At 60.6% G+C, this 23,926-nt stretch carries 17 protein-coding genes and 1 pseudogene; 4 read left to right on the plus strand and 14 right to left on the minus strand.

What is annotated here, in order from left to right:
* Window positions 1-5 precede the first annotated feature (5 nt).
* From ACODSK_RS00390 to ACODSK_RS00415, 6 genes and pseudogenes are all read right to left on the minus strand, one after another.
* Window positions 6-1,625: a methyl-accepting chemotaxis protein gene (locus ACODSK_RS00390; RefSeq protein WP_489013034.1), complete on the minus strand. Its 1,620-nt coding sequence runs from the start codon at window positions 1,623-1,625 to the stop codon at window positions 6-8.
* Window positions 1,616-3,664, minus strand: a complete 2,049-nt coding sequence (locus ACODSK_RS00395) for a chemotaxis protein CheA (RefSeq protein ID WP_489013035.1) — start codon at window positions 3,662-3,664, stop codon at window positions 1,616-1,618. Before ACODSK_RS00395 ends, ACODSK_RS00390 begins: the two co-directional genes overlap by 10 nt.
* Before the next feature lie 3 nt (window positions 3,665-3,667).
* Complete coding sequence (locus ACODSK_RS00400) at window positions 3,668-3,991, minus strand: STAS domain-containing protein (RefSeq protein WP_489013036.1); 324 nt, start codon at window positions 3,989-3,991, stop codon at window positions 3,668-3,670.
* Window positions 3,991-4,356, minus strand: a complete 366-nt coding sequence (locus tag ACODSK_RS00405; RefSeq protein WP_489013037.1) for a response regulator — start codon at window positions 4,354-4,356, stop codon at window positions 3,991-3,993. Before ACODSK_RS00405 ends, ACODSK_RS00400 begins: the two co-directional genes overlap by 1 nt.
* Window positions 4,357-4,745: 389 nt before the next feature.
* Window positions 4,746-5,450 (minus strand): annotated as a pseudogene (locus tag ACODSK_RS00410) (methyl-accepting chemotaxis protein); the annotation flags it as partial.
* A gap of 338 nt (window positions 5,451-5,788) precedes the next feature.
* On the minus strand, window positions 5,789-6,259 hold the full coding sequence (locus ACODSK_RS00415) for a YMGG-like glycine zipper-containing protein (protein WP_489013038.1): 471 nt from the start codon (window positions 6,257-6,259) through the stop codon (window positions 5,789-5,791).
* Between the two features lie 581 nt (window positions 6,260-6,840).
* On the opposite strand from ACODSK_RS00415, the gene ACODSK_RS00420 reads away from it, so the two are divergent.
* Entirely contained in the window at window positions 6,841-7,197 is a 357-nt protein-coding gene (locus ACODSK_RS00420) for a type II toxin-antitoxin system RelE/ParE family toxin (RefSeq protein ID WP_489013039.1), read from the plus strand.
* Window positions 7,194-7,493, plus strand: coding sequence for a helix-turn-helix domain-containing protein (locus tag ACODSK_RS00425; protein WP_489013040.1), 300 nt, complete (start codon window positions 7,194-7,196; stop codon window positions 7,491-7,493). The genes ACODSK_RS00420 and ACODSK_RS00425 overlap by 4 nt, the downstream gene beginning before the upstream one ends.
* Before the next feature lie 58 nt (window positions 7,494-7,551).
* Here the strand turns inward: ACODSK_RS00425 and ACODSK_RS00430 are convergent, their stop codons facing one another.
* From ACODSK_RS00430 to ACODSK_RS00445, 4 genes are read right to left on the minus strand one after another with little or no spacing between them, the layout of a single operon-like run.
* Window positions 7,552-8,475 (minus strand): sulfonate ABC transporter substrate-binding protein, encoded by a 924-nt coding sequence (locus ACODSK_RS00430; RefSeq protein WP_489013041.1) that lies wholly within the window; start codon window positions 8,473-8,475, stop codon window positions 7,552-7,554.
* Between the two features lie 3 nt (window positions 8,476-8,478).
* Window positions 8,479-9,516, minus strand: coding sequence for an L-glyceraldehyde 3-phosphate reductase (gene mgrA / locus ACODSK_RS00435; RefSeq protein WP_489013042.1), 1,038 nt, complete (start codon window positions 9,514-9,516; stop codon window positions 8,479-8,481).
* An 11-nt stretch (window positions 9,517-9,527) separates the two neighbouring features.
* Window positions 9,528-10,859, minus strand: a complete 1,332-nt coding sequence (locus ACODSK_RS00440) for an LLM class flavin-dependent oxidoreductase (protein ID WP_489013043.1) — start codon at window positions 10,857-10,859, stop codon at window positions 9,528-9,530.
* A gap of 1 nt (window position 10,860) precedes the next feature.
* Window positions 10,861-13,011 carry a TonB-dependent receptor gene (locus tag ACODSK_RS00445; protein ID WP_489013323.1) on the minus strand — a complete coding sequence of 717 codons (2,151 nt, stop codon included), beginning with the start codon at window positions 13,009-13,011 and terminating at the stop codon, window positions 10,861-10,863.
* Between the two features lie 315 nt (window positions 13,012-13,326).
* Here ACODSK_RS00445 and ACODSK_RS00450 point away from each other — a divergent pair, with 315 nt between their 5' ends.
* The gene (locus ACODSK_RS00450; RefSeq protein WP_489013044.1) at window positions 13,327-14,367 is read left to right on the plus strand and encodes a LacI family DNA-binding transcriptional regulator; all 1,041 of its coding nucleotides are present in this window, start codon (window positions 13,327-13,329) and stop codon (window positions 14,365-14,367) included.
* A 3,369-nt stretch (window positions 14,368-17,736) separates the two neighbouring features.
* On the opposite strand, the gene ACODSK_RS00455 is transcribed toward ACODSK_RS00450, so the two are convergent.
* From ACODSK_RS00455 to epsC, 4 genes are all read right to left on the minus strand, one after another.
* Window positions 17,737-18,453 (minus strand): DUF4225 domain-containing protein, encoded by a 717-nt coding sequence (locus ACODSK_RS00455; protein WP_489013045.1) that lies wholly within the window; start codon window positions 18,451-18,453, stop codon window positions 17,737-17,739.
* A complete protein-coding gene (locus ACODSK_RS00460) occupies window positions 18,450-18,932 on the minus strand; it encodes an Hcp family type VI secretion system effector (protein WP_489013046.1) in 483 nt (160 codons plus the stop codon). The genes ACODSK_RS00455 and ACODSK_RS00460 overlap by 4 nt, the downstream gene beginning before the upstream one ends.
* A gap of 141 nt (window positions 18,933-19,073) precedes the next feature.
* Window positions 19,074-21,059: a choline transporter BetT gene (betT, locus tag ACODSK_RS00465; RefSeq protein WP_489013047.1), complete on the minus strand. Its 1,986-nt coding sequence runs from the start codon at window positions 21,057-21,059 to the stop codon at window positions 19,074-19,076.
* A gap of 286 nt (window positions 21,060-21,345) precedes the next feature.
* A complete protein-coding gene (epsC, locus tag ACODSK_RS00470; protein WP_489013048.1) occupies window positions 21,346-22,278 on the minus strand; it encodes a serine O-acetyltransferase EpsC in 933 nt (310 codons plus the stop codon).
* A gap of 531 nt (window positions 22,279-22,809) precedes the next feature.
* On the opposite strand from epsC, the gene ACODSK_RS00475 reads away from it, so the two are divergent.
* Window positions 22,810-23,808 (plus strand): D-cysteine desulfhydrase, encoded by a 999-nt coding sequence (locus ACODSK_RS00475; protein ID WP_489013050.1) that lies wholly within the window; start codon window positions 22,810-22,812, stop codon window positions 23,806-23,808.
* Window positions 23,809-23,926 lie beyond the last annotated feature (118 nt).

Consider the following 23,926-nt stretch of genomic DNA (forward strand, 5'->3'; position numbering starts at 1 on the left):
CTCGCTCAAGTGAAGCTGACGAACTGGCCTTCATCGATCAGCGCCTTCGGCCCGGGGCGTACCGGGGCCGGCAGGCTGTCGCCGCGCGGGTTGCGCACGACGACGCTGCCTTGTTCGAAGCGGAAATAGCCGATCAGTTCCTGAAGCTGGCTGGCCTGAGCGTTCATTTCCTCGGCGGTGGCCGCCAGTTCCTCGGACGCCGAGGCGTTCTGCTGGGTGATCTGGTTCATCTGGCCCATGGCGATATTGATCTGCCCGGCGGCGCTGCTCTGCTCCTGGGAGGCGGCGGTGATCTCCTGGACCAGGTCGGAGGTGCGCTGGATATTCGGCACGATCTCGCCAAGCAATTGCCCGGCCTGCTCGGCCAACTGCACGCTGCTCGATGCCACCTGGCCGATCTCCTGGGCCGCGACCTGGCTGCGTTCGGCCAGCTTGCGCACTTCCGCCGCGACCACCGCGAAGCCCTTGCCGTGATCGCCGGCGCGGGCCGCTTCGATGGCCGCGTTGAGTGCCAGCAGGTTGGTCTGGTAGGCGATGTCGTCGATGATGCCGATCTTGTCGGCGATCTGTTTCATCGCCAGCACCGTGTCGCCCACTGCGCTACCGCCCTGCACTGCATCGTTGGCGGCCTTGCCGGCGATGCCGTCGGTGATCTTGGCGCTTTCGGTGTTCTGCGCGATGGAGGCGGACATTTCTTCCACCGAGGCGCTGGTCTGCTCGACGCTGGCGGCCTGTTCGTTGGCCGCCTGGCTCAGCGATTGCGAAGTCGAGCTGACCTGCTCGGAGGCCGAGGACAGCGCGTCGGCGGAGCTGCGCACATCGCCGAGGATGCTGCGCAGGCGCTCGGTCATGTTCTGCATGGCGCCGAGCAGGCGGCCGGTTTCGTCCTTGCGATTGACTACCAGGTCCTGGCTCAGATCGCCGGAAGCCATACGGTCGGCAGCCTGCACCGCGCCGGCCAGCGGGCGGGTGATGCTGCGGGTGACCAGCACGCCGACCAGCATGCCGAGCAGGGTGGCGACCACCACCAGGATGATCATCTGGGTGCGCGAGCTTTCGGCGATGGCGGTGATCGACGCATTGGCCTCGCCGGCACGGGCCTGCTTGGCGTCGCTGGCGATGCCCAGCAGACGGTCGACCTCGTTGGCCGCCGCGGTGTTGCGCGGCATAAGCGCCAGGGCCGCGCTCATGGTTTGCAGCTCGCCGGATTGCTTGTGGGTATCGAGCATCAGGTTGGCGGCAGCGATGTATTCCTGCAGCGGCGCCTCGATGGCCTCGACCTGGGCCTTGCCCTCGCGGGTGATGAAGAATTCCTTGGAGCGGGTCAGCAGTTCGCGGGTCTTGTCCATCGCCGCGCGACCGACCGCAGCGGACTCGTCGCGAGCCTCGACGGTGGTGGCCATCAGGCTGGCACGCACCGCGCGGTTGGCGGTGAGCAACTGGATGTTCGCCTCCTGCAAGGTCGCCAGGCCGGTCACGTCGATATCGAACATGCGGTCGGACAGGTCGTTGACCTGGCTGAGGTTGCGGATGCCGATGAAGCCGATGACGGCGGTCAGCGCCACCACCAGCAGAAAGCCCAGGGTCAGGCGCACACCTATCTTCATGTTGCTGATCATTTGCATGGTGACTCTCCAAGAGGGCTAGGCATGTTCAAGGGGGTGGCCAAACGGGGTTCGCTTTCCGCGCGCTGCTGCAACTGGCGGAACAGGCTGGGGATATCGAGGATCAGCGCCACCTGGCCGGAGCCGAGGATGGTCGAGCCGCTGATGCCGGACAGGTGCTGGAACATCTGCCCCAGCGGCTTGATCACGGTCTGCAATTCGCCCAGCAGATGCTCGACGATCAGCCCGGCCTGCTGGCGGCCCTGGCTGACCACGACGATATTGCGCCGCGCCCGGGGGTCGCCGCGCAGGCCGAAGTGGCGGCCGAGGTCGACGCTAGGCAGCGGTTTGCCACGCAGGTTCAGGTGGCCACTGGTATCGCGGGCGTCGGCGCGCTCTTCCATGCATTCGGTGACCATGTCCAGGGGGATCACGAAGTGGTCGCCACCGACGCTGACCAGGAAGCCATCGATGATCGCCAGGGTCAGCGGCAGGCGGATACGGAAGGTGCAGCCCTGCCCCTCCCGGGACTCGATCTCGATGACTCCGCGCAGCTCGTCGATGGCACTGCGCACCACGTCCATGCCGACGCCGCGGCCGGACAGGTTGGACACCGCCTCGGCGGTAGAGAAGCCGGGCTCGAAGATCAGCAGGTGGATGTCCTGCTCGCTGATCTGCGCATCGGCATCGAGCATGCCGCGGGCGATGGCCTTTTCGCGGATGCGCTCGGTGTTCAGGCCACGGCCGTCATCACTCACTTCGAGAACGATCATCCCCGAGTCGTGACAGGCATTCAGGCGCAGGTTGCCCTGTTCCGGCTTGCCGGCGGCGCGGCGCTCGTCCGGCGGCTCGATGCCGTGGTCGATGGCGTTGCGCACCAGGTGCACCAGCGGGTCGGCGATGCGGTCGATGAGGGTCTTGTCCAGCTCGGTCTCGCTGCCGGACAGGCTCAGCTGGATCTGCTTGTTCAAGCCCTGGCTGACATCGCGGACCACGCGGTGGAAGCGGTTGAAGGTCTCGCCGATTTCCACCATGCGCAGCTTCAACGCGCGCTCGCGGATCTGCTCGACATGTTGCTGCACCGCCTGGACGCTTTCGATGCAGGCCGTGGAGCCGCTGCGCAGCGACTGCATATGGGCGCCGGCGGTGCTGATCACCAGTTCGCCAACCAGGTTGATCAACTCGTCGAGCTTGTGCGCGGCAACCTTGACCATGCTGCTGCCATTGCCGCTGCCGTTGCGTGGCTCGCTGCTGGTCGATGGCGGCGCAACCGGCGTGGCCGCGACCGGCGCCAACGTTTGCGCTGGAACGTCGACGCTGGCCGGCTCGGCGCTGTCGCCCTCCTCCTGCATTTGCAGGCGCAGGGTGCAGAAGTCTTCGACGAGGGCGAAGACGTCCAGCAGTTCCTCACGGCTGGCGGCGCTGCGCAGGGTCAGTTCGTAGCCCAGGTAGCAGGCCTCGGCGTCGAGGCCGTGCAGGTCCGGCACGGCCCAGGCCAGGGTCTGCAACGACTCGATGCGACCGAGGCGGTCCAGGTAACGCAGGAAGCTGCTCGGCTCGAAGCCGTTGCGCAGCAGTTCGTTGTCGAAGCGGATCGACAGGTACCACTCGTTGATCTCGCCGGCGTCGGCAGCACTTGCGGCAACTGCCTCGCCATCCGCCGCCACGGTACCGCCGAGGGCCAGCAGCAACTCGCTCTGACGCGGCGTGTGTGGCGCCAGGGTGCCATGCTGCGGATCGATGCTTTCGACCATGCCGTTGAGCTCGTCCATGCACTGCAACATCAGCGACACCAGCGGCGGGGTCAGTTGGCGCTCGCCGTCACGCACGCCCATCAGCTGGTTTTCCAGTTGGTGGGCCAGGGCGACCAGCGGCTCCAGGGAGAAGATCCCCGCCGAGCCCTTGAGGGTGTGCACCGCGCGAAACAGGGCGTTGATCACCTCGGCGTCGTCGCTGCCCTGCTCCAGGCGCAGCAGGTTGTCCTCGGCTTCCTTGAGCAGGTCGCGGGCTTCTTCGAGAAAACCTTCCAACAGTTGCGTCCACTGATCGCTATCGAACATCGCTCACTCCTCGCCAGCGCCGATGGCACCGGCCGGGTACAGGGATTCGAGGCGCAGCAGTTGCACCAGCGCGCGGGCCGGTTCGGCCAGTTCGATGACGTGTGCGCCCTGCGCCAGGGTCTTTTGCAGCGACAGCAGCAACTGCAGGCCGGCGCTGTCGATCTCTTCCAGGCCGCCGAGATCCAGGGCCCAGGGCCCCGGATCCTGTGCCAGCAAGGCAAGCAGGGTCTGTTGCGTGTCGCTGGCTTCGTAGATGGTCAGGTCGCCATGCACGCTCAGGCGCGCAGGCTCCAGGTCGCTGGCCGGATGCAGCGTGAGGCTGGCCATCAGCCGATCAGCTTTTCGACCGCCGCCACCAGTTGCTGGGGCTGGAACGGTTTGACGATCCAGGCCTTGGCCCCGGCGGCCTGGCCTTCGGCCTTTTTCGACTGCTCGCTTTCGGTGGTGAGCATCATGATCGGCGTAAAGCGGTATTCGGGCTTGGCCTTGACCGCCTTGACCAGGCCGATGCCGTCAAGGTTGGGCATGTTCACGTCGCTGATGATCAGGTTGATCTTCTGTCCGGTCAGCTTGCTCAGCGCATCGCGGCCATCGCTGGCCTCGATGATCTGGTGGCCGGCACCGGCAAGGCTGATTTTGACCAGTTGGCGCATGGAGGCGGAGTCGTCGACGATCAGGATGGTCTTGGCCATGTCAGGGCCCTCGGCAGTTAGAAAAAGGTGACGTCGCTGGCGGTGGCGGCCTGGCTATGGCCGGCGCGCTCCTCGCTGGTGGTGAAGCGCTCGCGCAGGCGCGCAAGCCAGGCCTGGGCATCGTGCAGGCGCTGGTCGCGGCGCTCGATGGCTTCGAGCAGTTGCTGCAGGTCGGTCTGAAGGTGGTCGAGCATCTGGTCGGCGCGGTCCTGGAACTGCAGGGCGACCATCACCGCGTGGATATCGCCCTGGGTCGAGCGGGCGTTGTCCTGAAGGCTGCGCGAGGCGGCGTCGAGCGCGTCGAGGTTGCCGCCCAGGCCGTCGATCACTTCGCCCAGCACCTGTTCCAGGCGGGCGAGGTTTTGCTGTTCTTCGGCGTTCAGTTCGTTGGCGGCTTCGATGCTGGCCTGGATCGCCTGGTTGATCTCGCCGACCTTGCTGTCCATCGATTGGCCGGTTTCTGCCGAGAGCCGGGAGAGCTTGCGCACTTCATCGGCAACCACGGCGAAACCGCGGCCGAACTCGCCGGCGCGGGCCGCCTCGATGGCGGCGTTGAGGGCCAGCAGGTTGGTCTGGCTGGCGATTTCCTGGACGTGGCGGGCCATCTGCTGCAACTCGCCGGTGTAGCCGCCGAGGTGGCCGATGGTGGCGAGGAATTCCTGCTGGCGACGGCTACCGGCGGCGAAGGCTTCGGTCACGCCATGCAGGCGCTGGTTGGCTTGACGCAGGTTCTCGCCGAGGCCGCCGCTGGTGAGCACGTCGTCACTCTGGTCGAGGCTGGCCTGGAGGCGCTGGCTGATATCGGTGAAGCGGTCGAGCAGGCCGCCGATGTTGTCGGCGAGCAGGCGGCGGCTCTGTTGCAGGCTGTCGGTCCAGGACGGTACGACCACCGGCAGCAGGTGTTCGAGGGCGTGGGGTTGAGGTTCGACCGGGAGATGTTCGACAGCGACCGGCTCGACGACTTTGCGCGGCCCCCAGAACAGCGCGGCGGCAACAATGGACAGGAGCCCGGCGATATTCAGCCAGTGCAGCCCGGACACCATCGCGGCGACGCACAGAATGACCCCGATCCCGATTCCTACGTGCATTCGCATCCCTTACGCCCACCGTCCTTCTGTGAAGGCCTCGCATGGTAGCGATAGTGATTTGACGTCAAAATCGGGACGCCCCTTAAGCCGACCGGGCAGTCACAAAAGTGCCATGGCAAAACAATACGGGAGTGCGCTGACCAGTCCGACAGGAATGTCGACTGAAACGCTTTAGGCGCCGCGCACCGGCAGCTTCCGAAGAGGATTAGGAGAAGGCAGGAACCGTAGGAGGATGGCTTAAGCCAAAGGTGTGATGGCGTTTAGCTTGATAAGCAATTGGTGGCAGGGAATGTGGGGGCTTTCCCGCATTCCGCCCTCCGGGAGAGCGGAATGCGGGTGATGGCTCAGTGGCGCCAGTGACGCTTGTGCTTGCGGTGGCCGTAGTGATGGCCACGGTCATGATAGCGACGGTCGTAGCCACGGCCGCGATCGCTGTAGCGGCGATCGTCTTCATCGGCCTTGTTGCCCATGTAGTTGCCCAGCGCACCGCCTGCGCCACCACCGGCTGCGGCGCCGATCAGGCTACCGGTGTTGCCGCCCATGCTACGGCCTACAACGTTGCCGCCGGCTGCGCCCAGGGCGCCACCAATGGCGGCTTCGCCGCGGCTGCGCTTGTCGGCGCCGACGGCACTACCAGCCGCGCCACCGAGGCCGGCGCCGATTGCCGAACCGGTGCTGCCACCGATCGACTGACCGACCACCGAACCCAATACCCCACCCAATGCGCCGCCAATACCGGCTTCGGCGGTGCCGCCTGCGCTGGCAACGCCACTGAGCAGGCTGAGGGACAACAGCAGAATCGAGGAGTACTTCATACGAGAGCCTCAAGGGGATGACGGCGCTGATCCTGCGTCCCGCGCATGAGGCTGACAATGGAAATCCGACGAGTAGCACGACTGTCACACATATTTCTAAGTTGTTGATTTTGTTGTGAAACTTATCGTGTTTTTGGCGGTCTTAGGTTACTTGCGAATCAAGGCTCTGACAGGAATGTCGGGGCCTTTTTTGTTTGCCATCATCCAATTACTCCTGATGGAGCCTGCAGGACTCTTCAGCCTGGCAATACTGCCAGCCAATCGCCGAACACGTGCTGAAATACTTATTCCCAGAGAAACAAGACGTGCCTGTTCGGGACATTCACACAAGGGTTTCAGCCCTTGATCTATGGACACCCCTGAAAAACGCTGGCCATAAGATCCATGTGTAGCACAAGCCCAAGTGATCCCGGCGCAAGCAAGCGCTCAAGCCGCCACGGCAAAGCGTTCCCATGCCGGTGAAACACATTCCGTCGCTCTACGATGCCTGATGCTGGTCAATGCAACCCGAGCAGGTGGTGGTCGACCACCCCCACTACTGCTCCGTTGAAATATGAACCAATTTAGGTACACTCTTCAGTATGCTGAATCAGCTTCTAGTAATGGACGCCAGCTTTTACCGCTCGGCCGCAGGCAACGAGCCGGTCCGTGAATGGCTGGCAGAGCTTCCTCGCGAGCACAAGCGAATGATCGGCACCGAGATCAAGACAGTTCAGATCGGCTGGCCGATCGGCATGCCGATTGTGAGAAAGCTTGAAAAAGATCTTTGGGAAGTGAGGGTGAACCTGAGCGATACCATCGCCCGCGTACTCTTCACCGTTTCCGGAAACCGCATGGTTCTTCTCCACGGCTTCATCAAGAAATGCCAGAAAACCCCAGCGGTCGACCTGCAAACAGCCAGGCAGCGCAAAGCATCCCTAGAGAGGAAAGCCCCATGAACCCGCACATTGGCTCCAGCTTCGACGACTTCCTCGCGGAACAGGATCTCGCTGAGGAAGTGTCCGCCACCGCGCTCAAACAGGTCATCGCCTGGCAGCTCGCCGAGGCGATGAAGTTGCGCAAGATGACCAAAAAAGCCCTTGCGGAACGCATGCAGACCAGCCGCACGGCAGTGGACCGCGCCCTGGACCAGAACGACCCCGGCATGACCCTGGCCACCCTTGCAAGTGCAGCCCGCGCCTTGGGCCAGAGGGTCGAGGTGCGATTGGTGCCGGAAGAGTTCACTCACGATTGAGCGAACGTGGACTCTGTGGGAACAAGCCCCACAGAGTCCACGGTGCTTTCGAAGGAACTCAGGGCAACGCCTTCTTCACCTCCAACCGCTTCGGCAACAAACGGTTCTCATAGAACAGATCCGCCGTCGCCTGCTGCGCCTGGATCACCGCCTCGGTGATCGGCAATACCGGCGATGGCGGCCGGTTATCCACATAGCTGGCCACTACCGCTTCAGGCAGCCCCATGGAAGCGCTCAGCACTTTCAGACTGGCTTCACGGTCGCTGTGGGTAAGTTGTTCGGCGGAGGTCAGCTCAGCCAGCAGGCTGTGGATAAACTCGCCATTTTCCGCCGCATAAGGCCGTCGCGCGGTGTAGACCGGCCCGGACAGCCCCAGCCCTTCGCCATCGGCCAGCTTGCGGCTGTGCCCTTCACTCAGCGCCAGGGACACATACGGGTCCCACACCGCCCAGGCATCCACGCTACCGTGCTCGAAGGCCGCGCGGGCGTCCGCCGGGCTCAGGTAGACCGGCTGGATATCGCGAAACGACAACCCGGCCTTGTTCAGCGCCCGCAGCACCAGGTTGTGCGAACTGGAACCCTTCTGCAGCGCGACCTTGCGTCCCTTCAGGTCCGCCACCTGCTTCAGCGCGCTGTCGTTGCGCACCAGGATCACCTCCGCCGACGGCTTGGCCGGCTCGGCGCCGATATACACCAGATCCGCTCCCGCCGCCTGGGCGAACAGCGGCGGGATATCACCGGTGGAGCCGACATCCAGGCTGCCGATGTTCAGCGCTTCGAGCATCTGCGGTCCGGCGGGAAACTCGATCCACTGCACCTGGGTCTCGGGGAAACGCTTTTCCAGCAGCCCATGCTCCTTCGCCAGCACCAGAGCGATAGATCCCTTCTGGTAGCCGATGCGCAGCGCCTGCGGATCAGCCTGGGCCACCGTCGCCAGGCCGAACAGGCCCAGGCCGGCGGCGAACATTGCCAGTAGCTTCATCGATCACTCCGCCAGCGAGGGCTTTTCCCAGAGGTTGATACCGCCTTCCACCGCATGCCGGTCGATCAGCGCCAGTTCTTCCGGACTGAAGACGAGATTGCTCAAGGCGCCGACGTTCTCGACGATCTGCTCCGGCCGGCTGGCACCGATCAAAGCCGAGGTAACCCGAGAATCACGCAGGGTCCAGGCCAGCGCCAATTGCGCCAGGCTCTGCCCGCGTGCCCTGGCGATTTCGTTAAGGGCACGGACATGCGCCAGGTTGGCCTCGGACAGGTGCGACGGCAGCAGCGAACCACCACCCGGCTTGTTGACCCGGGCATCACTGGGCACGCCGTTGAGGTACTTGTCGGTGAGCAGGCCCTGGGCCAGCGGGGTGAAGGCGATCACTCCGGCGCCCAACTCGTCGGTGACCTCCAGCAGATCCTTTTCCACCCAGCGATTGAGCAGGTTGTAGGCCGGCTGATGGATCAGCAGCGGCACCTTCCATTCCTGCAGAAGCCGGGCGATTTCCCGGGTCTTGCTCCCGGAATAGGACGAGATCCCGATATACAAAGCCTTGCCCTGCTGCACCGCCGTGGCCAGTGCGCCGGCGGTTTCCTCCAGCGGGGTGTCCGGGTCGAAGCGGTGTGAATAAAAGATATCCACATAGTCCAACCCCAGCCGCGCCAGGCTCTGGTCGAGACTGGCGAGGATGTATTTGCGCGAACCGCCGCCCTGCCCGTAAGGCCCGGGCCACATGTCCCAGCCGGCCTTGCTGGAGATGATCAGCTCATCGCGATAGCCCTTGAAATCCTCGCGCAGCAGGCGGCCGAAGTTGGTTTCGGCGCTGCCGTAGGGCGGACCGTAGTTGTTGGCCAGGTCGAAGTGGTTGATGCCCAGGTCGAAGGCGGTGCGCAGCAGGGCGCGCTGGTTATCCAGTGGCGTGCTGTCGCCAAAGTTGTGCCACAGGCCCAGGGACAGGGCGGGCAGCACCAGGCCACTGCGCCCCACGCGGCGGTAGGGCATGGCGGTGTAGCGGTTTTGCGCAGCGACGTAAGTCATGGGCGTACTCCTCAAGAGAAATAGGGATTGTTCGGTCGGCTCAGGCCGAGGTGCTCGCGCAGGGTGGTGCCCTCGTAGCGGGTACGGAACAGGCCGCGGCGCTGCAGCTCCGGCACGACGTGGCGAGCCACGTCTTCCAGGCCGCCCGGCAGATGGGGGACCAGCACATTGAAGCCGTCGGCGGCGTCGTTCTCGAACCATTCCTGCAACTGGTCGGCAATCTGCGCCGGCGTGCCGATCAGGCTGTGATGCCCGCGTCCGCCGGCAATGCGCCGGCCGAGCTGGGCCAGGTTGAGGTTTTCCCGCGCGGCCAGTTCGCTAAGCAGGTGCTGGCGGCTGCGCTGGCCGCTGTCGGTGAGCGGCAGCTCCGGCAGCGGGCCGTCCTGTGGATAACCCGACAGATCAAAGTTGCCCAGCATCCGCCCGAGCAAGGCGATGCCCACCTCCGGCTCCACCAACTCCTGAAACACCGCGAACTTATCCTCGGCTTCGGCCTGGCTCTCACCGGTCACGACAAACACCCCCGGCATGATCTTCAGCGCATCGCGGTCACGCCCATACGCAGCCAGCCGGCCCTTGAGATCGGTATAGAAAGCCTGGGCCGCCGCCAGCGAGGTCTGCGCGGTGAACACCACGTCGGCGGTACGCGCCGCCAGGTCCAGCCCGGCCGGCGACGAACCGGCCTGGACCACCACCGGGCGGCCCTGCGGGGTGCGAGCTACATTCAAAGGACCGCGCACTTTGAAGTGTTCGCCGTCGTGATTGAGCAATCGTACTGAATCTGGCTTGTAGTACGTACCGGATTTCTTGTCTCTGACGAAGGCATCGTCGGCCCAGCTATCCCACAGACCGACCACCACTTCATGAAACTCCCGGGCGCGAACATAGCGTTCTGCGTGGCCTACATGCTCGGCGAGGCCAAAATTCAAGGCTTCGGCGGCCGCATCGGAGGTTACCAGGTTCCACCCTGCCCGCCCTCCTGACAGATGATCGAGCGAAGCAAACTTGCGTGCTATGTGGTATGGCTCGTTGTACGTTGTAGTAGCTGTACCGACCAGGCCGATGCGCTCCGTGACCCCGCTCAACGCTGCTAGCAATGTCAAGGGCTCGAAGTGGTCGGAACGGGCCATCCGGCTGGCAATCTCACCCTCGGCAGCGGCAACGCTGTCGGCAACGAACAACGCATCGAAGCACGCGCCTTCGGCAACCCGGGCCAAGTGTCGGTAGTGCTGGATATCCAACCCGGCATTGGCCGGAACATCGGGGTGACGCCAGGCGGCGACGTGATGCCCAGTGGCCATTAAAAAGGCGCCGAGACTCATTTGCCGTGGGGTTTTGCTCATGTCAGAAGTCCTTGCGAAGCTGGATGCCGAAGTAACGTTCGTCATCGCGCGGAACAGCGCGGTAGACGTAGTTGCCGCCGGTGGCCAGAAGAGGTGAGTAGGATTTGTCCGCAAGGTTTTTGGCCAGCAACGCCACGCGCCAGCCTTCGTTGTAGTCCGCCAGGGCGACGCTGGCATTCCAGATGCCGTAGGCGCCCTGAATCGTGTCGGCGTTTTGGGAAATGTCGTACTGCACTTTGCTCTGCCAGCTGAAGTCCGTGCCCAGTTCGATATCCAGGCCGTTGTCCAGCGGGATGCTGTAGTCGGCGCGCACGTAGCTCTTCCAGTCCGGGCTGTAGGGCAGTGGCTTGCCGTTGACGTTGCACGACGCCGCCGCGCCCGCCGGGCAGGCGAATTCGTCGATGCGCGCCTTGGTGTAGGCCACTGCGCCGGAGAACTTCAGCTGCGAGGTGGCCTGCAGGGCGAAGTCCAGCTCGACGCCTTCGCTGCTGACGCTGCCGGCGTTGATCAGGCGGGTCACCACCTGGCCGGCGACGCTGTCGAAGAAGTTCGCCTGGTAGTTCTCGTATTCGGTGTGGAACACGGCGACGTTGGTGGTCAGGCGGTTGTTCCACAGGCTGGCCTTGAGCCCGGCCTCCCAGCTGTTGGAGGTCTCCGGCTTGAGCGCGTCGGTGTCGCGCGGCTGCATGTTGAAGAACACGTTGTAGGCCGGGCCCTTGTAGCCGCGGGAGTAGGTCAGGTAGCTGGTGATGTCGTCGGTCAGGTCGTACTGCACGCCCAGGCGGCCGGACCAGCCATCCTCGTCCACCGAACCGGAGCTGCTGGTGCCGGGCTGGATGCCGTTGACCGCCACGGTCGAGGTAGAGACCCGACGGTGGTCGTATTCGAGGTCGTCGTGGGTCCAGCGCAGGCCGGCAATACCGCGGAAACGCTCGGTGAAGTTGAGGGTGCTTTCACCGAACACCGCGTAGCTGTCGTTGGTGGTGCTGTAGTCGGCGATGCCCTGCTGGGTGGCGGTGGTGGTACGCAAGGTGCGGCGGTAGGTTTCCTCGTCCTTGCCGTGCATGTAGAACAGACCGCCGACGTATTCGAGGAACTGGCCTTTCGGCGAGGCCAGGCGCAGTTCCTGGGAGTATTGGTTGTACTCCAGCTCGCCCTTGTCCTCGATGCCGGGGAAGGCGGCGCTGATGGTCGCCAGGCGGTCGCCGTCCTGCCACTGGGTGTTGTCCCAGCCGCGCCAGGCGGTGATCGAGGTCAGGGTGTAATCCCCAAGATTCCAGTCGAGCTGGGCCGACAGGCCCTTGTTGGTGTCGTCGACATGGCTACGGTAATCGCTGACCACATCGCGGTTGTCGCTGTCGGCGCGCACCGGCGCCAGGGCATTGGAAAACGCTGGCAGCAGGGATTTCGCCACCACGCCGTTGGGCGCGTCGTCGCGGGATTTCAGGTAGTCGGCGGCGAGGGTCAGGCTGAGGTCGTCGCTGGGGGTGAACACCAGCTTGCCGCGCACACCCTTGCGGTTGTAGCCGTTGACCTCCTGGCCATTGGCCTTGTTGTCGACATTGCCGTCGTAGCTGCCGAACAGGGTGCTGATCGAGCCCTTGAGGGTGTCGGGGATCAGCGCACCACCGATGCCGAAGCGGGTACGGCTTTCATTGCCGCTGTAGTACGACTGCTCGACGAAACCGTGGGTTTCTTCAGTGGGTGCGCGGGTGGTGATGTTGAGCACGCCCGCCGAGGCGTTCTTGCCGAACAGGGTGCCCTGCGGGCCGCGCAGCACTTCCAGGCGTTCGATATCCAGCAGGTCCAGAGTCGACTGGCCCGGGCGACCGAAGACCACGCCATCGATCACCGTCGCCACGGTCGGCTCGACGCCCGGCGAAGTGGAAATGGTGCCCACGCCGCGGATGAACAGCGAGGTGTCCTTGTTCGAGGCGCCGGTGCGGAAATTCAGGCTCGGCACCTGCTGCACGATGCTCGCCACGCTGTTGCGGTTTTCCCGCTCCAGCTGTTCGCCATCCACCACCGAAACGGCCACCGGCACCTGTTGCAGCGAGGCTTCGCGGCGGGTCGCGGTGACGGTCACGGCCTTGAGGGTCGGGCTGTCGTCTTGCGCGCCAGGCGCGGTCTCGACGGCCATCACCGGGGCCATCGGCAAGGTGCTCAGCGCGAGCACGCCGAGGCTCAGGCGTTGACGGCGAATGGCCTGGGCCAAGGGAGAAATTGCGGAGGAAAACGCGGCACGGCTGTACATGGTTCGCTACTCGAAGAATGCCCTGTCCACCGCGATCGCTGACCGCGGCGCCTGATGAAACGTCAGCGCAGGGTCCTTGGGCATTCGCTCGTGCGAGTAGCAGACAAACCACTTTGTTAGCGCTAACATCGCCAGTATCATCGGGCGCCGAATAGATCGTCCAATACTGAAAAATTACTTTTATATGCCTTTAGGTTTTTAAGGACGTGCCTTGTGAGCGATGAAAAAAGCCCGCCACGCAAACGCCGTGGCGCCGGCCGCGTCACCTTGCAGGCGGTGGCGCGGGCCGCCGGAGTATCGGCGATCACCGTGTCGCGCTACTTCAACCAGCCGGAATCGGTCTCACCCGAGCGCCGCGAACGCATCGCCGAAGTGGTCGCCGAACTGGGCTACGTGCCCAACCTCGTGGCCGGTGGACTGGCGTCTGCGCGGGGGCGGATCGTCGCCATGGTCATCCCCAACATCTCCGGGCCGATCTTCGCCGACACCATCCAGGGTTTCAGCGACACCCTCACCCGCCACGGCTACCAGTTGCTGCTGGCGTCCAGCTACTTCTCCAGCGAGCAGGAAGAAAGCGCAGTCCGGGCGTTTCTCGGCTGGTCGCCGGCAGCGCTGGTGCTGACCAGCCACTTCCACAGCCCGGCCACGGAAAAGATGCTCGCCGAAGCGGACATCCCGCTGGTGGAAACCTGGGACTACCGGCCGGAGCGGACGCCGATCCAGATCGGCTTTTCCCATCATGAAGTCGGCGTGGTTGCCACCCGCCATCTGCACGACAAGGGCTACCGACGGATCGCCTTCGTGCAGAACAGCGCGGCGGGCGACTTCAGTGCCCTGGAGCGGCGTGATGGCTATATCGAAGCGCTCAAGCAACTGGGTGGCGAGCCGCAGGTATTCGCACCGGAGACGGACCTGGCGCCGTTCGAAGCGGGCAAGCAGGCGATGCTGTCGCTGATGGCTTCGGAGCAGCGGCCGGAAGCGATCATCTTCGCCAATGACAACCTCGCGGCGGGGGCCTTGCTGGCGGGGCAACGGGCCGGGTTCAGGATTCCCGAGGACTGCGCGGTGATGGGGTTTGGGGATTATCCGTTCGCCGCCATGCTGATGCCGGGGCTGACCACGGTGAAACCGCCGGCGTTGCAGATGGGGGTGCTGGCGGCTGAGCGGGTGTTGCAGAAATTGGGGGTTATCGAGGGGGAGGCGGAGCAGTTGAATTTGCTGGAGTGTCAGGTGATCGGCCGGGAAAGCGCTTGAGAACTATCTATTGCGGATATGCCACCAGGACTGCAACTTATCAACCACAGAAAACAAGGGCATAAAACACGCAACTATTGTCAAGCAGCATCGCTTAGTTGATATATTTACAAAAGAGATTTTTGCTTCTTTCTAAATAAGCGCCCGGGCTCGCTTTCCGACGGAAGCGCGAAGCAGTGAAGAACAGCAAACAGAAACGCAAACCAGCTTAACACAGGGTAGTCAAAGTGCAGATTCGGAAAATAGCCGACATACTTGACACAGCGCCGCACTATTATATCCAGATGAAAGATCCCAAAAGGGAAATTACAGACGACACAGAGTATGAAATACCTACCCTTAAATTTTACGCCAGAAAATTTTCGCCGCGCCCAATAAGAGACACAAATAACCAATGACGATAGAGAGACAAATACCACCGTGATCATTGTTCAGCCTCCGCCACAATCTGAATCAAGGTGAGTCTAATCATGTACACTTCAATCATGAAATTTATCATAGCCGCTTTGACCATCTCCTAAGCCTGATTCTGGGAACCCAATCTACGGGATGAGCGAAGCCATGTAGAATAAAACAGAAGAAAGATCCCCAAGCTATAACAGGATAATTTCCCTCAAAATCCGCAAAGCATTCAAAAAAGACAACGCATCCAGACTGCGCAAGCTTTAGATAAGAAAAACTCCAAAAAAAGTTATAGCACGTACACAACGCAACATAACGGCGCCTTACATCTGCGCCAGAAAATCTATCACGTAAAAAATATGCAACCAACACACTAAAAAAAGCAATAACAACGAATAGAAAAGTAATCATAGAGCCTCAAGCACCATTGCCCCACACGAGACCAGAAAATTAAAATCCAGCTACTTAGCTTCATCGGTTCTAGAGGGCATGGCTACCGCGTGCAATACAGCTGCAACCAACGCCATCGCGGCCATCAGAGGATAATCTTCATGCTGTTTGCCAAGACACTCAACCAGCACTATGCACCCTTGGTCGACAACCCTCATGTAGGTACATATGAATACAAAGTTAAACACCCCACAGAAGTAATATCGCCACGACTCATAACCGGCTCTTGAGCTCCACCTTTTAAAAAAGAAAGCACAGCATAGACTGGCTACCGTCAGAATTAAAAATCCACCAGACTCATTTATCACTCTTTAATTCTAGACATGAAAGACCTTACTAGCGTATGCAGATACCGAAGCCAATTACCTCCTCACTTACTTCCACGCGGTTTTTTTCGAAGTGGGAAAGGAACAAGCATGAACAATGGCGCAGATCAATGCCACCCAACCGACAATCGCATATTCGACCTGTGATTTATCCAGACACCCTTGAAATGCCATGCATCCACTGTCTACTATTCTTAAATAGTAGAATCCAAAAAGGCAATTAAATACTACGCATAAAAAGTACTTGCAGCCATTTAATCTCGACCCCGAAAACCACAAATTGAGTAAACGAGCAGACACAAAGCTTAAAACCGCAACAACAAAAAATTGCGAGCTACTCACACTCTGTTTCCAACACTCAGCATGAAAAATAAAAGGCTCATAATTAAACTGGCTTTTTCTTACGAAAAATCCATCGCTTAACCTCCGAGTCCACGGGAAAAGCGTAAGCGTGCAGGAATAGGCATACCAAGGCCGTCCAAAAAACAGCTGGATTCTCATTGATAAAATCTGGAACGCACCCATAAAACGAAATACATCTTTCCCGCGCGAGCTCCAAGTAGAAAAAACAAAACACTCCATTAAATACAAGGCAGCCGGCAGAGTACCTCAGTTTGAGATCCTCACCGGAAAAACAGCCTCTTAGAAAATAAGCTAGCGACACACTGCCGATTGCAACCACAAAGAACAGAAAAACCATCACTCATCTGAATCCTTATTCACACCATCATCCAGCTTATTCATCGGCGCCGGAATGCGATCTGAATCAATGTTATCCACACGCTAAAACCTCATTGGAAGTTTGTTCCGCTTTCGAAAAAAACCTCTACGTTCCCATGGCACGGGAAACGCGAATCCATGAGCGAAACCGAATCCAAGTGCTAACCATGTCAGAACCGGATAGTCCGAATCCAAATTTGGAAAACAAAAACCCTCTATTAAGCAGCCATCCATAAAAAGCCGCGAATGGAGCATAAGAAAAAAACTGTTTGGAAACATAAATACTATAGTCTTTATTTCAGAATAGTTAGCCCCGGACAATCTTCGCCCTACAAAACAAGCAGCAAAAAGGAGAAGAATCGAAAAACAAAAATACAGAAAAGTTATCATCTTTACCCCTGGCACGAATAACCATCAAGCAACTACTCCCGCCTATCATCTGACTAAGCACCGACGTGCAACACTGGAAAATTTCCACTTCACCCAATATAGAGCTAACCTACCAAGCTCACTTTAACTTCCTTCGAAATCTGATCCGAGGATTCCATTCCATGGGATGAGCCAAGCCGTGCAAGATAAAGCAGAAAAAAGACCCCCAAGCTATGATAGGATATTCTTTCTCGAAATCCGTAAAACACCCGTAAAAACTAATACACCCGTACTCAGCAAGCTTCAGATAAGAAAAACCAAAGACGAAATTATAGAAAAAGCATCCTATCGCCTGATGAGCTTTCAGATCCGGAGCAGAGAACCTAAAACGTAAATAATATGCTATCGCAACACTAGGCACCGCAATAAAAATGAACAGCAGCGTGATCATTCTTGCATGTCCTTGCACCAACACCTGCGTAAAGATGAATAAACGCTGAAAATAACGCCATCATTGTTTCTCCCATAGTGACCTCACTAGGAAGGAAACATTTTTCCACAAGACATTTCATAAGCATGGGAGTAGATATGACACGCCACCAGATTCATAACGAATAACAAAATACCTACCACTGCTTTTCTGCCCTATTAAATAGTAATCCCGCATCATCTTGAGACTTGCTAGGCCTAAACAGCTCAGAATGGCCAAATCAAGATAAATCACTCAACGCCCCTGGAAAACATTAATCCGAACTTGCCATTTTCCATGAGAACTCAATAAGCTAGAGTTGATTTTTTTTGTTCTTACGAAAAACCCATCGCCTAACCTCTGAGTTCACAGGGAAAGCGGAAGCATGCAGGAATAGACATACCAACGCCACCCAAAAAACAGCTGGGTTTTCATTGACGAAATCCGGAACGCATCCATAAAACGAAATACATTTTTCTCGTGCGAGCTCCAAGTAGAAAAAGCCAAATACCCAGTTAAAGACAAGGCAGCCGGCAGAATACCTCAGTTTGAGATCCTCACCGGAAAAGCAGCCTCTCAGAAAATAAGCTAGTGACACACTGCATATTGCAACCATAAAGAACAGAAAGACCATCACTCTTCCGAATCCTTATTCATATCATCATGCAGTTTTTTGATCGTCAAACCTGTTGCGAGAGAATCTAGAGAAAGAGCAATTTTTCCCGTCCTAGCGTAGGCGCGCTGCAAATCAGAGTCTAGATATCTAAATAATTTACGAGCGTTTCTCTTCGGCACAGGCCTCAAAAGTGATACCGCAGAGAAAGATATGTCCACAGAACCATAGGCAACATCACCTTTAACAGGATCTTTACCCATCCATCCAGCCGCACGCCGATAGACCCATCTCACCGGGCCGGTAGTGTCAGAGCGACCCGCCCATAGATTAAGGCCGTTTTCATAAATATTATTAAAGCCATGAGCTATCATGGGCAGTCCGATAATGCAACCTGCACGTGATCGACACAGATTTGCACCATCAAAAACTTGATACAATCCGGCTCTCAAACCAACAACCCCACTGCCGGTATCAAAGTGTGGCTGAAGCTCTTTGTGCAATGACTGAATTTGCTTTAATCCCTCCTCGATCGAGATCTTTGCACTCCTCACTTCCTGCAAAATCTGCCGCGCATAAAGCGTCACCTGACGATTAAACCGCGCCCGTATTCCCACATCCCTGATATGCCGAGAACTAACAATGCACGCATACTGCGTAAGATTCGCAGCACTTTGATGCAGCTCCCAGGACTCTTCCGGAAACCACTCTGGCGAAGTCGGGGACCATTTCTTCATTCGTCCAACCCCCAGAAGGCATAGCCATCGGTGCTGGCGATATGGTGGGTCCAGGTGATCTGCTCGTAGCGCAGCATGACCTGCTCGGTCGGCGCAGCATCGTTGAACACCAGTACATCGGGGATGTCGAGGCTGAGGCCGACAATCCGCGCGCCCAGGAGCTTGAGGGTGTAGTACTTCTGCTGCGTGCCATTGGCCGTGCGATAGAGATCGATCTCGCAGGACAGTTCTTCGCGGTCGGCCATGGCCTGGGCCAGCAAGGGGGAGGATTTGTCGAGGTGCTTGTGGATAAGCAGGGGGCTGTGAACTGCGCTGGAGACGTTGCTGACCGTGGTCATCTCGTGCGCCAGCGCCAGCACGAGGATCTGGTCGGTATGCCCGACCTGGCATTTGTTGCCGATCGAGTCGTGGGTGGAACACCCCGCCGAGATCAGGCCCATCTTCTTGCCGTTGATGGTCAGGTAGCTGTGGTTGGCCATGGATCGAACTCCTTTGTAGGTGGGAGTTCGCAGCCTAGGGAGGAGAAACGGCGGTGTCTGTGAGACGTTTCCGAAAGACGCTGCGGAAATTCAGCAAGCTCGCCGCGTGATCGGAAAATCACGCGGCGAGTGTCGGGCAAATCAACGCACCAGATGCAGGTACTGCAAATGCCGCTCGTACTGGTCGAGGATGTCGTTGATCACCTGCTCCTTGCTGTAGCCCATCAGGTCATAGTCCTGGCTGCCTTCGGCCAGGTGCACTTCGGCGCGGTAATAGCGGCGGTTCTTCAGCTCCTGGGTGCCGAGCCCGGCGAGGGCGAAGGACGGGGTGAAGTAGCCGCGCATCTGCACCTGGTAGAGGAACGGCTGTTCCTCGCCGTGGCCGATCTTCAGGCTGACGTTGTCGTGGCTCGGGTCTTCCTGGGTGATGACGCTCAGGCCCTTTTCCGCATAGACCTCGGTGACCTCGGCAATCGCCGGGCGCACCACGTCTTCCATGAAGCGGTACACCTCGTCCCGCGACGGGAAGTGCACCGCCTGGCTCAGGCGCTGGCGCCAGCCGTTCTTGCCGCGGCGCGAGCCGGCGGATGGCGACAGCGAGTGCATCTGCGCGATACGCCGCTGCGACTCCAGGTAGAACGCCTTGTGCAGGCCCCACATCATCGCCAGCAGGATCACCGAGAACGGCAGCGAGGTGAGCACCACCGCCGATTTCAGCGAGTCGATGCTGCCGGCGAACAGCAGGCCGCTGGTGACCAGCGCGGTCATCACGCCCCAGAACACCCGCAGCCAGTTCGGGCCGTCCTCGTCGGTGCTGCCGCCCTTGGCCGAGAGGGTCGAGAGCACCACGGTGCCGGAGTCGGCCGAGGTGACGAAGAAAACGAAGCTGATGAACACGGTGACGGCGATTACCGTCTTGCTCCACGGGTAGGTTTCCAGCAGCAGGTAGAGGGTCATCGACGGGTTGTTCACCGCCGAGTCGGCCAGGGCGGTCATGCCGTGGTCGAGCACCTGGGTCAGGGCGCTGTTGCCGAAGATCGACATCCACGCCAGGGTGAAGCCCAGCGGGATCAGCAACACGCCGAAGACGAATTCGCGAATGGTCCGGCCGCGGGAAATCCGCGCGATGAACAGGCCCACGAACGGCGCCCAGGCAATCCACCAGGCCCAGTAGAACACCGTCCAGTTGCCCAGCCAGTCGTTGGCGCCATCGTAGGCGTAGACGTCGAAACTCTTGCGCGGCAGCACGGCGAGGTAGTCGCCGAGGTTCTGGATCAGGGTGTTGAACAGGTGCTGGGTGGGCCCGGCGAACAGCACGAAAAGCAGCAGCGCGCAGGCCAGGAACAGGTTGACGTCGGACATCACCCGCACGCCCTTCTCCACCCCGGCCACCGCCACCAGCACCGCCGCGCCCATCATCAGGGCGATCAGTGCGACCTGCACCCATTGGGTGTGGGCGATGCCGAACAGGTAGTCGAGACCGGAATTGAGGTGCAACACACCGAAGCCCATGTCGGCGCCGAGGCCGAACACCGTGGCGATGATGCCGAAGCCATCCACCGCGTAGCCGATCGGCCCGTTGATGCGCTTGCCGATCAGCGGGTACAGCGCCGAGCGCAGGGCCAGCGGCAGGTTATGGCGGTAGGCGAAATAGGCCAGGGCCATGCCGACGAAGGCGAACACGCCCCAGCCGTGCAGGCCCCAGTGCAGGAACAGCACCTGCATCGCCTGGCGCCCGGCCTCCACCGTGCCGGCTTCGCCCTGGGGCGGCTGCATCAAATGGGTCAGGGGTTCGGAGACGCAGAAGAAGAACAGGGTGATGCTGATCCCGGCGGCGAACAGCATGCCGGCCCAGGACAGGTAGCTGAACTCGGGCTCGTCATGGTCGGCGCCGAGCTTGATCTTGCCGTAGCCGGACAGCGCGGTGACCACCACGAACACCAGGTACAGGGTCATGGCCAGCATGTAGTACCAGCCGACGGTATGCGCCGCCCAGTTCTGCGCGGCCAACAGCCACTCGCCAGCGGCCTGGGGGTTGGCGATGACGGTCAGGGCGAACAGCAGGATGAAACTGGCGGCGAAATAGAACACCGGGGGATTCATGCGGATCTTCGACGGGGCATTCATCGCAGAAGCACCCCGCAAGACGGAAGAGCGGTGGGGTTGAACGGGTTCAGCAAAGGCAGATCCTCCTGTTGAACACCGGCAGCGGACCAGCGTTTTAATTTGAACAAGCGTTCAAGTTAAACATGGATCAGGGATCGAGGCGACCTATAGCTGACTACTGGACTGGGAAATTTCTGGTGTTATCGAGGGCCTCATCGCTGGCAAGCCAGCTCCCACAAGGTCCGGTGCATGCAGTACCTGTGGAAGCTGGCTTGCCAGCGATAGGGCCCTCAAAGCCACGGAAAAACTACTTCTGCGCCCCCTCGTCCGACTGCAGGTTGGCCTGGGTGATATTGCTCTCCGCCGGCACGCTGCGGGTCAGCCAGACGTTACCGCCGATGGTCGAGCCCTGACCGATGGTGATCCGCCCGAGAATGGTCGCGCCGGCGTAGATCACCACGTCGTCCTCGACGATCGGGTGGCGCGGATGGCCCTTCTGCAATTTGCCGCATTCGTCCTCGGGGAAGCGCTTGGCGCCCAGGGTGACGTGCTGGTAGATGCGCACCCGCTCGCCGATGATCGCGGTTTCGCCGATCACCACGCCGGTGCCGTGGTCGATGAAGAAGCTCTTGCCGATCTGCGCGCCCGGGTGGATGTCGATGCCGGTGATCGAATGCGCCAGCTCGGAACTGATCCGCGCCAGCAACGGCAGCCCGGCGCGATACAGGTGGTGGGCCAGGCGGTGATGGATGATCGCCAGCACGCCGGGATAGCACAGCAGCACTTCATCGACACTGCGCGCTGCCGGGTCGCCGTTGAAGGCGGCCAGCACGTCGGTATCCAGCAGCACGCGCATGGCCGGCAGGGCCGCGGCAAACTCCTGGATCAGGCGCAGCGCTGTGGCGTCGACATCGGCGTCGTCCTGCTTGCCATGACGGGCGGCGTAGCGCAGTTCCAGGCGGGCCTGGGCCAGCAGCGCGGTCAGGGCCGAGTCGAGGGTGTGGCCGACGTAGAAGTCTTCGCTTTCCTCGCGCAGGTCCACCGGACCGAGGCGCATGGGGAACAGCGCGCCACAGAGTTGTTCGAGGATGTGCTTCACCGCCTCGCGCGATGGCAGCTCGCGCCCGCCCTGTTCGCCGCTGCTGCGACCATTGCGGGTGCGCCACTCATCTCGGGCCGAGCGTAGCTGGCCGACGATGGAATTCAATTGCCAATACCCGGATTGCGCGTTGTCGCTCACGGTGGTTTCTCCTGCTCGGCGGCGTGGGACTGGTAGGGGAATGCCGCTCTCTTGGTTCAGCACTCTACGTCATGGGCGGGGGGTGGAAAAAACACCCTGTTATGACGGTTGGCTATATGGGCGGCATAAGCAGGAATACCGGGGTGGCACCAATCGCTGGCAAGCCAGCTCCCACAAGGTCCGGTGGATGCAGTACCTGTGGGAGCTGGCTTGCCAGCGATGAGCATGGGTATCTACATATCTCTGCCATGCCCAACGCGGACCTTGTGGGAGCGGCTGTTAGCCGGGACGCCGGACCGCGCGATCGGCGGCGAAGCCGTCGCAAAACCTGAGTCCCAGGTCTGACTGACACACCGAGTGCACAGGTTTTATGGCCGCTTTGCGGCCAATCGCGGCTAACAGCCGCTCCCACAGGGGGTTGTGTTGTGCTTGATCGAGATGTGTAGATACCCATGCAGCGATGAGGCCGACCCGGTTGCCTGTGTCCCAATGCCTGCCTATGCTCGAATTTTCCTACAGCCGACTATCCCCATGATCGAACGACAGTTGTCCCGCTTCAATCGCCTGGAACTGCTCGCTGCGCCGACCCCGCTGGAAAAGCTCCAGCGCCTGTCGGACTGGGCCGGTCGCGACCTCTACATCAAACGCGACGACCTGACCCCACTGGCCCTCGGCGGCAACAAGCTGCGCAAGCTCGAATACCTCGCCGCCGATGCCCTGGCCAAGGGCGCCGATACCCTGGTCACTGCCGGGGCGATCCAGTCCAACCATGTGCGCCAGACCGCTGCCCTCGCCGCCCGCCTCGGCCTGGGCTGTGTGGCCCTGCTGGAAAACCCCATCGGCACCGACTCGGCCAGCTACCTGGCCAACGGCAACCGCCTGCTGCTGGACCTGTTCAATGCCAAGGTCGAGCTGGTGGACAACCTCGACAATGCCGACGAACAACTCCAGACCCTCGGCGTGCGCCTGCATGCCAGCGGGCGCAAGCCGTACCTGGTGCCCATCGGCGGCTCCAACGCCCTCGGCGCCCTGGGCTACGTGCGCGCCGGACTGGAACTGGCCGAGCAGATCGAGCACAGCGGCCAGCGCTTCGCTGGCGTGGTTCTCGCCTCCGGTAGCGCCGGGACCCACGCTGGCCTGGCGCTGGCCCTGGCCGAGCGCCTGCCGGACGTTCCGGTGATCGGCGTCACCGTGTCGCGCAGCGAAGAGGCGCAAAAGCCCAAGGTCCAGGCCCTGGCCGAGCGCACCGCCGAACTGCTAGGGGTGGCGCTGCCAAACGCGTTCAAGGTTCATCTGTGGGACGAGTACTACGCCCCACGCTACGGCGAAGCCAATGCCGGTGGCCTGGCCGCGATTCGCCTGCTGGCCAGCCAGGAGGGCGTGCTGCTCGACCCGGTGTACACCGCCAAGGCCATGGCCGGGCTGCTCGACGGCGTCGCCCGGCAGCGCTTCGACGAGGGTCCGCTGATTTTTCTGCACACGGGCGGGGCGCCAGCATTATTCGCCTACCCTGATGTCTATCAAGGCTGAGACCGGTGCCGGCTTGTAGAACTGAAAGATATAGAAGAATTCTTTTTTATTATTTTCAGGACTATTAGCCGCGCCCTTATAGTCACCACCACTTCCACAACAAGACTGGGGACAGGGC

This window comes from Pseudomonas sp. FG98 (genome assembly GCF_057808595.1).